13 protein-coding genes are annotated in these 13777 nt (G+C 70.3%); 9 read left to right on the forward strand and 4 right to left on the reverse strand.

The genetic code is table 11. From position 1 onward, the window contains the following. The first annotated feature begins 93 nt into the window (after positions 1-93). From leuS to IE195_RS18105, 3 genes are all read left to right on the forward strand, one after another. The gene (gene leuS / locus IE195_RS18095) at positions 94-2589 is read left to right on the forward strand and encodes a leucine--tRNA ligase (protein WP_191273016.1); all 2496 of its coding nucleotides are present in this window, start codon (positions 94-96) and stop codon (positions 2587-2589) included. A 124-nt stretch (positions 2590-2713) separates the two neighbouring features. Then, entirely contained in the window at positions 2714-3286 is a 573-nt protein-coding gene (locus IE195_RS18100; protein ID WP_191273017.1) for a hypothetical protein, read from the forward strand. After that, positions 3283-3936, forward strand: coding sequence for a hypothetical protein (locus IE195_RS18105; protein WP_191273019.1), 654 nt, complete (start codon positions 3283-3285; stop codon positions 3934-3936). The genes IE195_RS18100 and IE195_RS18105 overlap by 4 nt, the downstream gene beginning before the upstream one ends. A 111-nt stretch (positions 3937-4047) precedes the next feature. Here IE195_RS18105 and IE195_RS18110 read toward each other — a convergent pair whose 3' ends face one another. Beyond that, positions 4048-4245, reverse strand: coding sequence for a helix-turn-helix transcriptional regulator (locus IE195_RS18110; RefSeq protein WP_191273021.1), 198 nt, complete (start codon positions 4243-4245; stop codon positions 4048-4050). A gap of 53 nt (positions 4246-4298) precedes the next feature. On the opposite strand from IE195_RS18110, the gene IE195_RS18115 reads away from it, so the two are divergent. After that, the gene (locus tag IE195_RS18115; protein ID WP_191273023.1) at positions 4299-5573 is read left to right on the forward strand and encodes an RNA-guided endonuclease InsQ/TnpB family protein; all 1275 of its coding nucleotides are present in this window, start codon (positions 4299-4301) and stop codon (positions 5571-5573) included. A 33-nt stretch (positions 5574-5606) separates the two neighbouring features. Here the strand turns inward: IE195_RS18115 and IE195_RS18120 are convergent, their stop codons facing one another. Both IE195_RS18120 and lexA read right to left on the reverse strand, forming a co-directional pair. Next, a complete protein-coding gene (locus IE195_RS18120; RefSeq protein ID WP_191273025.1) occupies positions 5607-6695 on the reverse strand; it encodes an alpha/beta hydrolase family protein in 1089 nt (362 codons plus the stop codon). Positions 6696-6752: 57 nt separating this feature from the next. Next, the gene (gene lexA / locus IE195_RS18125) at positions 6753-7427 is read right to left on the reverse strand and encodes a transcriptional repressor LexA (protein WP_229826286.1); all 675 of its coding nucleotides are present in this window, start codon (positions 7425-7427) and stop codon (positions 6753-6755) included. Positions 7428-8145: 718 nt separating this feature from the next. Here lexA and nrdR point away from each other — a divergent pair. The 5 genes from nrdR to IE195_RS18150 all read left to right on the forward strand — a co-directional run bounded on the left by nrdR (position 8146) and on the right by IE195_RS18150 (position 13199). Continuing rightward, entirely contained in the window at positions 8146-8655 is a 510-nt protein-coding gene (nrdR, locus tag IE195_RS18130; protein WP_191273029.1) for a transcriptional regulator NrdR, read from the forward strand. A gap of 104 nt (positions 8656-8759) precedes the next feature. Then, positions 8760-11558, forward strand: a complete 2799-nt coding sequence (locus IE195_RS18135) for a vitamin B12-dependent ribonucleotide reductase (RefSeq protein ID WP_191273031.1) — start codon at positions 8760-8762, stop codon at positions 11556-11558. Positions 11559-11757: 199 nt separating this feature from the next. Then, positions 11758-12174, forward strand: a complete 417-nt coding sequence (locus IE195_RS18140) for a type II toxin-antitoxin system HicB family antitoxin (protein WP_191273033.1) — start codon at positions 11758-11760, stop codon at positions 12172-12174. 320 nt (positions 12175-12494) lie between these two features. Beyond that, positions 12495-12632: a hypothetical protein gene (locus IE195_RS26290; protein ID WP_225942359.1), complete on the forward strand. Its 138-nt coding sequence runs from the start codon at positions 12495-12497 to the stop codon at positions 12630-12632. Positions 12633-12767: 135 nt separating this feature from the next. After that, positions 12768-13199: a CBS domain-containing protein gene (locus IE195_RS18150; protein ID WP_191273038.1), complete on the forward strand. Its 432-nt coding sequence runs from the start codon at positions 12768-12770 to the stop codon at positions 13197-13199. 56 nt (positions 13200-13255) lie between these two features. Here the strand turns inward: IE195_RS18150 and IE195_RS18155 are convergent, their stop codons facing one another. Next, on the reverse strand, positions 13256-13561 hold the full coding sequence (locus IE195_RS18155) for a hypothetical protein (protein WP_191273040.1): 306 nt from the start codon (positions 13559-13561) through the stop codon (positions 13256-13258). Between the last annotated feature and the right edge of the window lie 216 nt (positions 13562-13777).

A 13777-nucleotide genomic window follows, 5' to 3' on the forward strand; every position in this document is an offset into this window, starting at 1 on the left:
GGTCCCGGCCCGTGGAAAAGCGGTCCTCCACCGGGTGCCGCAGCCGCTAACCTGAAGGCGACACACCCGGACCCGGCTAAGGAAATTTCAGCGATGACAGCGGTAGACGGCGACCAGACGACGGGCGACACCTACGACGCCCACGCCCTCCAGGACAAGTGGCAGGCGCGCTGGGCCGCCGAACTCCCGTTCGAGGCCAACGAGGACCCGGCGGACGACCGGCCCCGTTCCTACATCGTCGACATGTTCTCCTACCCCTCCGGCGACCTGCACATGGGCCACGCCGAGGCCTACGCCATCGGCGACGTGATCGGCCGCTACCGCTTCCAGCGCGGTGACAACGTCCTGCACCCGGTCGGCTGGGACTCCTTCGGGCTGCCCGCCGAGAACGCGGCCATCAAGAACGACGCGCACCCGCACGCGTGGACCTACGCCAACATCGAGACGCAGGCCGCCTCGATGCGCCGCTACGGCCTGGCCCTGGACTGGTCGCACCGCCTGCACACCAGCGACCCCGAGTACTACAGGTGGAACCAGTGGCTGTTCACCCGCTTCTTCGAGCGCGGCCTGGCCTACCGCAAGGACGGCCTGGTCAACTGGTGCCCCCAGGACCAGACCGTGCTGGCCAACGAACAGGTCGTGCAGGGCAGGTGTGAGCGCTGCGGCGCGGACGTCGAGCGCCGCGCCCTGAACCAGTGGTACTTCAAGATCACCGACTACGCCCAGCGCCTGCTGGACGACATGGACCAGCTGGACGGCGGCCGCTGGCCGGACGAGATCCTGGCCATGCAGCGCAACTGGATCGGCCGCTCCACCGGCGCAGACGTGCACTTCGAGATCGAGGGCCGCGACCGCCCGGTCACCGTCTACACGACCCGGCCCGACACCCTGTACGGGGCCACCTTCTTCGTGGTGGCCGCCGACGCCGACCTGGCCGACGAGCTGTGCGCGCCCGAACAGCGCGAGGCCTTCGAGGCCTACCGCACCGACGTCGCCAAGCTGTCCGACATCGAACGCCAGACCACCGAGCGCCCCAAGACCGGCGTGTTCCTGGGCCGGTACGCGGTCAACCCCGTCAACGGCGAGCGCATGCCCGTCTGGGCCGCCGACTACGTCCTGGCCGGATACGGCCACGGCGCCATCATGGCGGTGCCCGCCCACGACCAGCGCGACCTGGACTTCGCCCTGGCCTTCGACCTGCCGGTCCGGGTCGTGGTGGAGACCGGCGAGCCCGACCCCGCCGAGACCGGCGTCGCCACCGCGGGCGAGGGAACCCTGCGCGACTCCGGCCCGCTGGACGGCCTGTCCAAGACCGAGGCCATCGAACGCATCATCGGGATCCTGCGTGAGCGCGGTACCGGCGAGGCCACGGTCAACTACCGCCTGCGCGACTGGCTGCTGTCCCGCCAGCGCTACTGGGGCACCCCGATCCCGATCATCCACTGCCCCTCCTGCGGCGAGGTCCCCGTCCCCGACGACCAGCTGCCGGTCACCCTGCCCGACCTCAAGGGCGCCGAACTGGCGCCCAAGGGCATCTCGCCGCTGGCCGCCGCCGAGGACTGGGTCCGCGTCGACTGCCCGTCCTGCGGAGGGCCGGCCGAACGCGACACCGACACCATGGACACCTTCGTGGACTCGTCCTGGTACTTCCTGCGCTACGTCTCCGCCCACCTGGACACCGCCCCCTTCGACACCGAAGAGGTCAACAAGTGGGGCCCCGTCGACCACTACATCGGCGGAAAGGAGCACGCGACCCTGCACCTGATGTACGCACGCTTCTTCACCAAGGTCCTGTACGACATGGGCATGCTCAACTTCACCGAGCCCTTCCGCCGCCTGACCAACCAGGGCCAGGTCATCAACGAGGGCCGGGCGATGTCCAAGTCCCTGGGCAACGGTGTCGACCTGGGCCGGGAGATCGACCTCTACGGAGTCGACGCGGTCCGCCTGACCATGCTGTTCGCCTCCCCGCCCGAGGAGGACGTCGACTGGGCGGACGTGTCCGTGGTCGCCGCGCAGAAGTTCCTCAACCGCGCCTACCGGGCGATGAACGAGGCCGGTGCGGCCAGCGCCCCCGGCGCCGACCCGGCCGCCGGGGACACCGAACTGCGCCGCGTCACCCACCGCAGCATCGAGCAGATCACCGCCCTGGTCGAGGACAAGCGCTTCAACGTCGCCATCGCCCGCTGCATGGAGTTGGTCTCGGCCGTGCGCAAGGCCATCGACTCCGGTCCCGGCGCCGCCGACCCGGCCGTCCGCGAGGCCGCCGAGTTCGTGGCCGTCGCCCTGTCCCTGTTCGCGCCCTACGTGGCGGAGGAGGGCTGGGAGAAGCTCGGCCGCACCGGCAGCGTCGCCGTCGGGAACTGGCCCGAGGCCGACCCCGCGCTGCTGGTCCAGGAGTCCGTGACCTGCGTGGTCCAGGTCCAGAGCAAGGTCCGCGACAAGCTGTCCGTGGCCCCCGACATCGACCCCGCCGAGCTGGAGCGCCTGGCCCTGGCCTCGGAGAAGGCCCAGAGCTTCATCGGGGACAGGACGGTCCGCAAGGTCGTCGTCCGGGCGCCCAAGCTGGTGAACATCGTCGTCGGTTGACACCTCTCGCGGGGCGGTGGTCGCGACCGCGGCCGCCGCCCCCTACCGTTGGCGTGACAACTGACTGGGAGGCGGTGGCCGGGTGGGCTCTGCGACGGGTGGACTCCGACCCTGGGTGCGGGCTGTGATCATCGGTACGGGCGCGGCGGCGGTCTCCGCCGCCGCGGTGGCAGGAGGACTCTGGTTCGCCGGGGACGACCCCGACCAACCACGGGGCGCTGACGCCCACACCGCGGCGCCCGGGTGCGGTGTGGTCCCCGAGGAAGCGATCGCCCGGGCCCTGCCCGAGGCCGTCCTGGAGTCGTCCGGGAACGGTCCCCTGCCGGGCGGCGAGAGCACGGTGTGCGTGTGGACCTCGGCCGGGCAGACCGACGAGGGGCAGGGCGTCCTGCGCGTCAACCTGTCCGCCCGCTTCACCGACGCCTCCGCCGAACCCGTCGTCACCGGTGAGGAGTCGGCCTCCCGCGCGCAGGCGGCCGTGGTCCCCCCGCGCGGCGAACAGGCCGTCCTGGGGTCCGGAACCGAGGGCCAGGTGTGGCGCGGCCAGGTCCCCGGAACCGCCGAACTCGCCTTCCGCACCGACAACCTCCTCGTCCGCGTCTCCTACAGCGGGGTCGGCGGCGGTGACCCCGTCCCCTTCGAGGAGGCACGCGAGACCACCGTGGCCTTCGCCGAGCTGCTCGGGGAGGCCCTGTGAGCGCGGCCTTTCCCGGCGGCCCCGCCCCCGAGGACCCCGGGGCCGCCCCGCCGCAGAGCCGGGGCCTGGCCATCGGTCTCCTCGCCGTCCTCGTCCTGGCCGTGCTGGGCCTCGCCGGCTGGCTCGGCTGGTACTTCCTGCACAACGGCGTGGAGAGCGGCGACTTCGAAGCGGCACCCGAGTGCGAGATCGGGGAGACGGAGGCCCTGGCGGAACTCGTGCCCGGCTACGAGACCGAGATCGAGGAGACCGTCGGCACCGTCCAGGACTCCTTCGGTACGGGCTGGCAGTGCCGGTGGGCCACCCCCGAGGGGGCGGGGGAGTCCGTTCCGGCCGCCGCCACCCTCGTCCTGATCGCCGCCCCGGTCGAGGGCGGTGAGGAGAACGCGTCGGAGACCATGCGCGCCACCGCCGAGCGCAGCGACCCCCAGCCGGTCGAGGACCTGGGCGACGAGGCCCTCACCTGGGTCGAGGAGGGCGCCTTCGAGGTCGGATGCGTCGCCGTGCGGGTCTCCAACCTGTACCTGGAGTCCTGCTACACGGCCGCCACCGACTACGACGCCGTTGACTCGGTCGACGGCGACCTCGCCGCGGAGGAGGCCGAACGCCTCGCGCGCGCCGTCGTCGACCAACTGCCCGAACCCGAATGACCGCGCCCGCCCCGGGGCGGTCTCCCACCGGGCGTGGCCGGTCGCGCCGGGACGGTCCGCCGGCGCAGGGGAGCGGTCGACCACCGGAGGTCAGCGAGAGTGCCCCGGCCTTCAGGCCGGGGGTGAATCGCGTTGCTCCTTGAGGGGGTGTCTGTGGCGCCATTCCTCCAGTGGATCGCCCTGCCACATGAGGGTGCGACCGAATCGGTCCGGCTCGGGGAAGTCGTCGTAGTCCCGAGCGTAGTAGTAGACCGTCCGCTCAGACACTCCGAGCAGTTCAGCGGCTTCCTTGGTCGTCAAGTACTCCATACCCAACAGCGTAGGGTAAGCTTTACCCAAGAGAGTTGGGCAAGGGGGTGGGTGTGGAGATCCAGCGCGGTATCAAGCACCGCCTGTACCCGACCCCTGAACAGGTCCAGGTGCTGGACGGACAGGCACACGCCGCCCGCGCCCTGTGGAACCTGTTGCATGAGTGGTGGACCATGGCCTCGGAGAACCGGCGGGTGTCCTTGAAGGACGCCGACGCGGTGATCAAACAGGCCCGCAAGGACATCGACTTCCTTTCCGCTCTGCCCGCTCAAGCCGCCCAACAGGTGTTGAAGCAGTACCACCGATCCTGGGTGAACCGCTGGGAGGGGCGTGCCGAAACCCCCCGGTTCAAGTCCCGCATCCGAGCAAAGATGGGCGTGGACGTCCCTCAGGGCCGGGACCTGAACATCACCGCTCTGTCCCGCCGCTGGTCCACCCTCAAGATCCCCAAAGTCGGAACGGTCCGATTCCGCGCCCACCGGACCATCCCCGGGACCGTGACCGGCGCCCGTCTGGTGCGGGAGGCCAACGGGTGGCACATCGTGCTGCGCACCCACTGGGACCAGCCCGACCCCGTGCCCCACCCCGGCCCCACCGTCGGTATCGACCGAGGTATCGCGGTGGCCCTCGCCCTGTCGGACGGCACCCACCACACCCACGCCCGGTGGGAGCGTCTCAAGGAAACCGAACGGCTCCGTCGCCTGGAACGAAAGGCCGCACGCCAGCGCCGGGCCAGAAAGCCGGGTGAGAGGACCAGTAACCGGCTCACGGCCACCTATGACAAAATCGCTTCCCTGCGAGCCCGCTTCGCGCGGCGCAGGTCGCACTGGCAGCATCAGACCACCCGCGCCATCGCCGACGCCTACAGCCTCATCGGGTTGGAAGACCTCAACGTCGCCGGGATGACCCGCTCCGCGCGCGGCACCGTCGACAAGCCCGGACGCAACGTCGCCCAAAAGGCCGGATTGAACCGGTCCATTCAGGGCGAGGCATGGCACCAGCTCCACGCCCAACTGGTCTATAAGACCACCGAACGCGGCGGCCGTGTGGTTGTCGTCCCCGCCCCGCACACCTCCCAAAGGTGCCACCGGTGCGGGTTCTCGGATGTGAGGAACCGCAAGAGCCAAGCGTCCTTCGTCTGCCAGAACCCCATCTGCGGATGGGTCGGGAACGCCGACACCAACGCCGCCCACAACATCGACCACGCCGCCCGACAGGCAGCGCTTCGAGAACCCGCGCAAGGAAGAGGCGTGGCAGGACGTGGAGGCCGACAACGGCCCGCGAAGCGTCAACCGAAGCGGAAGGGCGACCCGCATGGGAAACCCTGAGCTGGAAGCCCCCGCGTTCACGCGGGGGAGACTTCACAGACCGTCGAGGAACTCCTCGACCGCCGGGGCGACCCCGGATGAGAAGGGCCGGTCGGCGTCGGGCGCCGCGGCCCCCGGCGAGTCGTCGTACTCGCGCAGCACGTGGTCGACCCCGGGCAGGTCCACCCGCTCGGCGTCGCTCAGACCGGTCATGAGCCGGTCCACCTCCTCACCGTTCACCTGGGCGTCCTCCTCGCCCCACAGAACCAGCACCGGGGTCCGGGACGGCAGCTCCGAGGCCAGCTCCACCGGGTCGAAGGAGTCGATCCAGGCGAGGTAGTCCTCGTTCTCCGGACTGAACAGACCGGTGGCGTCCCCCGGAGGCAGTTCCCGGCCACCGCGGATCGCCGCCCGGGCCGCCCGGGTGTCGGAGAGCATCTGGACGGCCCCCGCCGTGCCCACCGCCCCCCGGGCCTCACCGGTACGGACCTGTTCGGTCAGCTGCCGGTCGATGAGGTCGAGCATGCGGGTGCCGGGCGGTGCGGCCAGTACGAGGGCGGGTTCGGCGTCGAGGACCTCGTGGGCGCGCAGGGCGAACAGGGCGCCCTCGCTGTGCCCCAGGATGACGGTGCGCTCGGGGTCCACCTCGGGCTGGGCGACCAGTTCCTCGTAGGCGGCCGCCATCTGCTGGTCGTAGACCGACGGGTCCACCGGCTCTTCCAGGGCCTCCAGTTCGGCCTCGTCCATGTCGGCGGGGTCCCCGCTGCCGAACTTGTCGTAGCGCAGAGAGGCCGCGCCCGCTCCGCTCAGGACCCGGGCGAGATTGAGGTTGGTGTCGGCTTCGGGACGGGTCTGACTGTTGCCGTCCCGGTCGGTGGGGCCGCTGCCGGAGATGACGAGCACCCCGGGGACGGCCTCGTCACCGGTGTGGGCGGGAGCGGTGAAGGTGCCGGGCACGGTGAACCCGCCCCCGTGGAAGGAGACCTCCCGCTCGTGCCCGACCGCGCCGGGCAGGGTCGGCCCGTCGTCGTCGGGGGAACAGGCGGTTGCGATCAGAGCACCGGTGACCAGCACCGCGGCCAGCGCGGTGCGGGGGCGGCCGGTGCGCCGGGAGAGCGCGGGGGCGGAAGCAGGTGTCGACACGCCCTCAGCGTATCGGCCCGCTGGCCGCCCCCGACGTGGGTGGGAGCCGGAGAGGGGTCAGACCCGGCGCATGACCGTGACGACCTTGCCGAGGACGGTGGCCTCGTCGCCCTTGATGGGCTCGTAGGCGTCGTTGCGCGGCATCAGCCAGACGTGCCCGTCCGGCTCGCGGTGCAGCACCTTCACGGTCGCCTCGTCGTCCAGCAGCGCCGCGACGATGTCCCCGTTCTCGGCGTCCTGCTGTTGGCGGATCACCACCAGGTCGCCGTCGGTGATGGCGGCGTCGATCATCGAGTCGCCGACCACGGTGAGCATGAACAGCTGGCCCTCGCCGACCAGCTGGCGGGGCAGGGCGAGGATGTCCTCGACCGCCTCCTCCGCCAGGATCGGGCCGCCGGCGGCGATCCGCCCGACCAGCGGGACCGAGGCGGCCCGTGCGGGACCGGCGGTGAGCTCATCCGGCGGCACGGCCTGCGCGGAGTCACGTCCCGGCGTGCGCAGTTCCACCGCGCGCGGCCGGTTCTGGTCGCGGTACAGGTAGCCCTTGCGCTGGAGCACCTTGAGCTGGTGCGCCACGCTGGACGGGCTGGACAGGCCGACCGAGTCGCCGATCTCCCGGATGGACGGCGGGTAACCGTGGTCCCGGACGTACCGCTGGATGCAGTGCAGAACGCTCTGCTGGCGTGCTGTGAGTTTGGGGGCTTCGGGCGTGGCTGCACCCGTGTCACCCACAGGCGAAAGAACGGTGGTGGGTCCGGAGCCGACGGCTCCGGGATTCTCCTCCGGCACGGCCGGGCCTCCTCGGCGTTCGGTTCGGTCAGGGCCTGATCGTCTGGCCAGTACCGGCCCGCGACCGCGCCGACCTGGTGGTCCACGTGACGGCGAAACCGGCGTGAAATCAGGGTCAACATTAGTCGTTGCACACGGTGATATCAAACAAGCGTTCGAGGACGTGTGGATATCCCATTGTGTTTTCGCGACCCGTTTCTGATGCCCTTCGCTTATGTGTGTACACGTGTTCACCCGTCGTTGTCCCCCGAATGCGGGAAGAGGTGCGCGGAACCGGTCCCGGCGGGCCGTTCCGGGTATGGGGTTCGTCTCGTGTCCGCGGTGCCGCGTACCGCCGACACCAGGTGGGGCCGGTGCCGGGGGAGCCCGTGCCGCGCCGGGGCGCGGCGTCGGGGGACCTCCTGCTCCGACGCCCTTATCCTTGGGATCGGCGTCCAGCGCCCCCCTCCCGCCCCGCCCGCGCCGGGAACCCGTGCGCCGCCCCGCCGTCCGGAAGCGGACCGTTCGCCGGACACGCCGTCGCCAAGCTTGCGGGCCTTCCGGCGGGCCTCTAGGTTCGACCACAACATCTGGTGTCGCTCAGGGGGCCGTGGTCCAGAAATTGTGGTTAAGTAGACCTTGAGGGTTGTTGGTCGGGTAGAGGGAAGCCAGGTGAACCGGGATGCACTGTCCGTTCTGTCGCCATCCGGACACCCGGGTGATCGACAGCAGGTCCACCGATGACGGTGCGGCCATCCGCCGCCGCCGGTCCTGCCCCGTCTGCGAACGCCGCTTCACCACCCAGGAGACCGTCCTGCTGATGGTGGCCAAGCGTTCCGGGGTCACCGAACCCTTCAGCCGCACCAAGATCATCGCCGGGGTGCGCCGGGCCTGCCAGGGCCGCCCCGTCTCCGAGGACGCCCTCGCCAAGCTCGGCCAGCAGGTCGAGGAGGAGATCCGGGGCAGGGGGGTGGCCGAGGTGCCGGCCCACGAGATCGGCCTGGCCATCCTCGGGCCGATGCGGGACCTGGACGAGGTCGCCTACCTGCACTTCGCCAGCGTCTACCGGGGCTTCGAGAGCCTGGCCGACTTCGAGGCCGAGATCGCGAGCCTGCGCAGGGACCGCGAGGACGAGGACGAGGACGAGGCCGCCCCGCAGGCGTCCAGGCCCACGGTCGACACCACCCCCTGACGGACCGGACGTTCACCGAACCGTCCGGGGCCGCTGCGACAGCAAGGACACCCGCGCGGCCACCGCAGGTCCGCGCACGAACAGCACTTCGGAGAGTCGCCGCCATGACGGAAACCACGAGTGGTCCCACGGGACGCAAGGGCAAGGGCCCGCGCAAGGGTCTGAAGCTGAAGCGGGTCTTCACGACCGCGGACACGCACCCCTACGACACCCTCGAGTGGGAACGCCGCGACGTCGTCATGACCAACTGGCGTGACGGCACCGTCAACTTCGAGCAGCGCGGTGTCGAGTTCCCCGCCTCCTGGTCGGTGAACGCCACCCAGATCGTGGCCAGCAAGTACTTCCGCGGCGCCGTCGGCACCCCCGAGCGCGAGTGGAGCCTCAAGCAGCTCATCGACCGCGTCGTCGGCGTCTACACCGAGACCGGGCGCGCCCACGGCTACTTCGCCTCCGAGGAGGACGCCGAGGTCTTCGACCACGAACTGAAGTACGCCCTGGCCCACCAGTTCTTCAGCTTCAACTCACCGGTCTGGTTCAACGTCGGAACCTCGGCCAGTGCCCAGGTCAGCGCATGTTTCATCCTCTCCGTCGACGACAGCATGGAGTCGATCCTCGACTGGTACAAGGAGGAGGGGCTCATCTTCAAGGGCGGCTCCGGCGCGGGTGTGAACCTGTCCCGTATCCGCTCCTCCAGGGAGCTGCTCTCCTCCGGCGGCAACGCCTCCGGGCCCGTCTCCTTCATGCGCGGGGCCGACGCCTCGGCCGGGACCATCAAGTCCGGCGGCGCCACCCGCAGGGCGGCCAAGATGGTCGTGCTGGACGTCGACCACCCCGACATCGAGGACTTCGTCGAGACCAAGTCCCGCGAGGAGCACAAGATCCGTGCCCTGCGCGACGCCGGTTTCGACGTGGACCTCGGCGGTGACGACATGTTCAGCGTCCAGTACCAGAACGCCAACAACTCCGTCCGGGTCTCCGACGCCTTCATGCGCGCCGTCGAGACCGGCTCCGAGTTCGGCCTGACCTCCCGCACCACCGGTGAGGTCATCGCCACCGTCGACGCCAAGGACCTCTTCCACCGCATGGCCAGGGCCGCCTGGGAGTGCGCGGACCCGGGCATCCAGTACGACGGGGCCATCCAGGACTGGCACACCAACCCTGAAACCGGACGAATCAGCGCAAGTAACCCATGTAGTGAATATCTGTCCCTGGACGACTCCTCCTGCAACCTCGCCTCGATCAACCTGCTGAAGTTCCTGCGCGAGGACGACACCTTCGACGTCGAGAACTTCACCAGGCTCACCGAGATGGTCATCACGGCGATGGACATCTCCATCACCTTCGCCGACTTCCCGACCGAGAGCATCGGCGAGACCACCCGCGGCTACCGCCAACTGGGCATCGGCTACGCGAACCTGGGCGCCCTGCTCATGGCCACCGGCCACGCCTACGACTCCGACGGGGGCCGCGCGGTCGCCGCCGCTGTCACCTCGCTGATGACCGGTGCCGCCTACCGCCGCAGCGCCGAACTGGCCGGGGTCGTAGGCCCCTACGAGGGGTACGGGCGCAACGAGAAGGCCCACAAGCGCGTGATGCGCAAGCACGCCGCGGCCAACGACGACCTGCGTACCGTCGGCGCCCTGGAGAAGCCGATCCACGCCGCCGCCACCGTCGAGTGGGCCGAGTGCCTCAAGGTCGGTGAGCGCCACGGCTGGCGTAACGCCCAGGCCAGCCTCCTCGCGCCCACGGGGACGATCGGCTTCATGCTCGACTGCGACACCACCGGGATCGAGCCGGACTTCTCGCTGGTCAAGTACAAGAAGCTGGTCGGTGGCGGATCCATGCAGATCGTCAACCGGGCCATCCCACGGGCACTGGGCAACCTGGGCTACCAGGACGAGCAGATCGAGGCGATCGTCGAGTACGTCGCGGAGAACGGGCACGTGGAGGACGCACCGAGCCTGCGGCCCGAACACTACGAGGTGTTCGACTGCGCGATGGGGCGCCGCTACATCCAGCCCATGGGCCACGTGCGCATGATGGCCGCGGTGCAGCCCTTCCTGTCCGGGGCCATCTCCAAGACGGTGAACGTGCCCGAGGAGGCCACGGTCGCCGACTTCGAGCACATCTACCACGAGGGCTGGCGCCTGGGCCTCAAGGCCCTGGCCGTCTACCGCGACAACTGCAAGGTCGGCCAGCCGCTGTCCGCCGGCAGGACCGAGAGCGCGGCCGAGGAGACGCCCGCGGCCGTCCAGGCGGCCCGTCCGGTCCGGCGCCGCCTGCCCAAGAAGCGCCCGAGCGAGACCACCTCGTTCTCCGTGGGCGGCGCCGAGGGCTACATCACCGCCGGGTCCTACCCGGACGACGGCCTCGGCGAGGTCTTCCTGAAGCTCGGCAAGCAGGGTTCGACCCTGGCCGGGGTCATGGACGCCTTCTCCATCGCGATCTCCATCGCCCTCCAGTACGGGGTGCCGTTGGAGACCTACGTGGAGAAGTTCACCAACATGCGCTTCGACCCGGCGGGGATGACCGACGACCCGGACATCCGGATGGCGCAGTCCGTGGTCGACTACATCTTCCGCCGACTGGCCCTGGACCACCTGCCCTACGAGGAGCGGGCCGCCCTGGGGGTGCTGTCCGCCTCCGAGCGCGAGGCCAGGCTGAACGGGGAGGACCCGGCCCAGATCGCCGCCCAGGTCGAGTCGTACGCACAGTCCGCGGGCTCCGCCGGACCGGCTCCGGACACCCCGCGCCGGGAGCGGAGCGAGCCCGCCGCCGAGGCGCCGCGGGCCGAGGGCTTCATGGCCGACGCCCCGCTGTGCATCACCTGCGGCACCAGGATGCGGCCCGCCGGCAGCTGCTACGCCTGCGAGGGCTGCGGCGCCACCAGCGGCTGCAGCTGATCCCGGGCACCTTTCCAAGGGGGCATCGTGGAGCGAGGGCCTGCCACCCCGCAGGTCCTCGCTTCCTCAGGGGGTGGGCTCCATGCTGTCTCGACCTGGGCGTCTCAGACTCCTCTGCCGATAGGGTAAGTACGTGACGTACTTGACGTACTTGCCTGGTCATGGCAGTCTGGAAGTGCGCCCAGATGGAGGTACTGCCATGACAACCGTGCACTACGACAGCTACACCGAAGCCCGCACGCACCTCAAGGCACTTCTGGATGCGGCGGAGAGCGGCCGGGTCGCCACGGTGCGCCGTGAGTCGGCCAGAACCGCCGTCCTGGACGTCGAGAGACTGCGCCGCTACCTCGCGAGGGCTACGCCGTCCTGTGCGCAGGTGGTGCCTGAGGCCGGAGGGTGGTCCGTCTTCATCCCGGGACTGCCCGTCGCCGCAGACGGAGTCTCCTTCGGCGAGGCCCTCACTGAAATGGTTGACGCCCTCCGGGAGTACGCGGAGGACTGGCAGGACCACCTGCTCGACGCGCCCAACCACAGCGATAACTGGGGTCTCGTCCAGCTGATCAGCCTCAGTGATGATGAGCAGTTGCGCGACTGGTTGGTGGGTGAGGCCCGGTGACCTGGCCGCGGCCTGCACGTGAGGATCACGACAGTTTCTGTAGGACGGAAGGGTGGCGGCCGGTACGAAACGCCCGCGGAGGCACGGGAACCCATCACATCACGTACGAGCTGGGCCTGCCGGACAGCCGGATCCTGAGGACCCGGGTATCTCGGCCCGCGGATCGGACCGACTACGGCAAGAGTATGTGGGCGCATATCCTCCGGGACCAGCTCGAGGTCGACGAAGCCACGTTCTGGGCATGTGCCCGGGACGGAGTCGTTCCCGATCGGGGCGTGCCCGCGCCACCTTCGGAGGCTTTGCCCGCAGATCTCGTCCACTTGCTGATCTCCAAACTCGGTCTTGACGAGACCGAGATCGCGGAGATGAGCAAGGAGGAGGCGGTGGGCAGGCTTCAGCGGTACTGGATCGAGGGCGGCTGGTCGGGCGGCTCGGGGAATACCGCACCCTCTGAATAAGTGCACTGCGCCAGTAGGCGTCCCCGGGGCGGTGCGCCGCCCCGGGGAGACCGCTGTGGTCCACACCTGTGGTTGGCGGGGGAGGGAAGCGGGTAATCCTTCGGCACCCGGCGCCAGCCAGCGGAAGGTGGTCCCATGCTGATAGCCGCGATCCTCCGAGCCAAGGGCCCGGAGGTGGTGAGCGTCCCCCCGGAGGCGACCGTCGCGCGACTGCTCACCGAACTCGCCCGTCACAACATCGGCGCCATCGTCGTCGCCACCGGGGACGGAACCCTCGTCGGTATCGTCTCCGAACGCGACGTCGTCCGTCACCTGGAGCGCCGGGGTCCGGAGCTCCTGACCGCCCCCGTCTCCGACATCATGACCTCCGACGTGGTCACCTGTACCGCGGAGGACTCCGTCGAGGAGGTCAGTGAACACATGACGACGCGCCGTTTCCGGCACGTCCCCGTGGTCTCCGACGGGCGGCTGGCGGGGATCGTCAGCATCGGCGACCTCGTCAAGAGCCGTCTGAGCGTGCTGGAGGACGACCGCGCCCAGCTGGAGGCCTACATCCACGGCAGCTGAGACCGGCCCCGGGCCGGCGGGGCCGTGCCGGGCACGCCGCCGGCCCCGCCCCGCCGTCAGCTCCGCGAACGGTCCTGCGAGGCGACGGCCACGGCGGCTGTCGCCGCGGTCACTCCGAGGACGGCGGGCCAGGGACCGACCTTCCCGGCCAGCGGGTGCGACAGGCCGAAGGCGGCCACGTACACGCCGGTCAGCGCGGCCGCCGCGCCCAGCCCGGAGCGGCGGCGCGCGGTCTCGAAGGCCGCGGCGCCGAACCCGGCCAGGACCGCGCCGCCCAGGGGCCGGTTCCCGGTGGCGCGGGCCACCGAGTAGCCGCCGATCAGACCGGCCGTGGTCAGGACGGCACCGGGTACTGCGGGCATCGGGAACTCCCCGTTCGGTGTGGTTCGGTGGGTCCGACGTTAGCCCCGCCCCGGGCGGGGCGCCATCCGGCACGCGTGTTCCGAGCCGGGAACCGGCCGGGGCCGCGGTCACCGCGCGGCCGACTCCGCGTCACGCTCGGGAAACGGCCCCTGGGTTTCGGTCGGGGTCCGTGACAGGCTAGACGCAGACCACTACTGCTTTTTCGTGCGTCGTTC

Source organism: Nocardiopsis terrae, from assembly GCF_014651695.1.
In the GTDB taxonomy this organism is placed as follows: Bacteria; Actinomycetota; Actinomycetes; order Streptosporangiales; family Streptosporangiaceae; genus Nocardiopsis; species Nocardiopsis terrae.

Bases quoted from the DNA above. Each gene is read 5' to 3' on its own strand.
- leuS (WP_191273016.1), top strand. From the start codon at position 94: ATGACAGCGGTAGACGGCGACCAGACGACGGGCGACACCTACGACGCC.
- IE195_RS18110 (WP_191273021.1), bottom strand. From the start codon at position 4,245: ATGGAGTACTTGACGACCAAGGAAGCCGCTGAACTGCTCGGAGTGTCT.
- nrdR (WP_191273029.1), top strand. From the start codon at position 8,146: ATGCACTGTCCGTTCTGTCGCCATCCGGACACCCGGGTGATCGACAGC.
- IE195_RS18135 (WP_191273031.1), top strand. From the start codon at position 8,760: ATGACGGAAACCACGAGTGGTCCCACGGGACGCAAGGGCAAGGGCCCG.
- IE195_RS18140 (WP_191273033.1), top strand. From the start codon at position 11,758: ATGACAACCGTGCACTACGACAGCTACACCGAAGCCCGCACGCACCTC.
- IE195_RS18150 (WP_191273038.1), top strand. From the start codon at position 12,768: ATGCTGATAGCCGCGATCCTCCGAGCCAAGGGCCCGGAGGTGGTGAGC.
- IE195_RS18155 (WP_191273040.1), bottom strand. From the start codon at position 13,561: ATGCCCGCAGTACCCGGTGCCGTCCTGACCACGGCCGGTCTGATCGGC.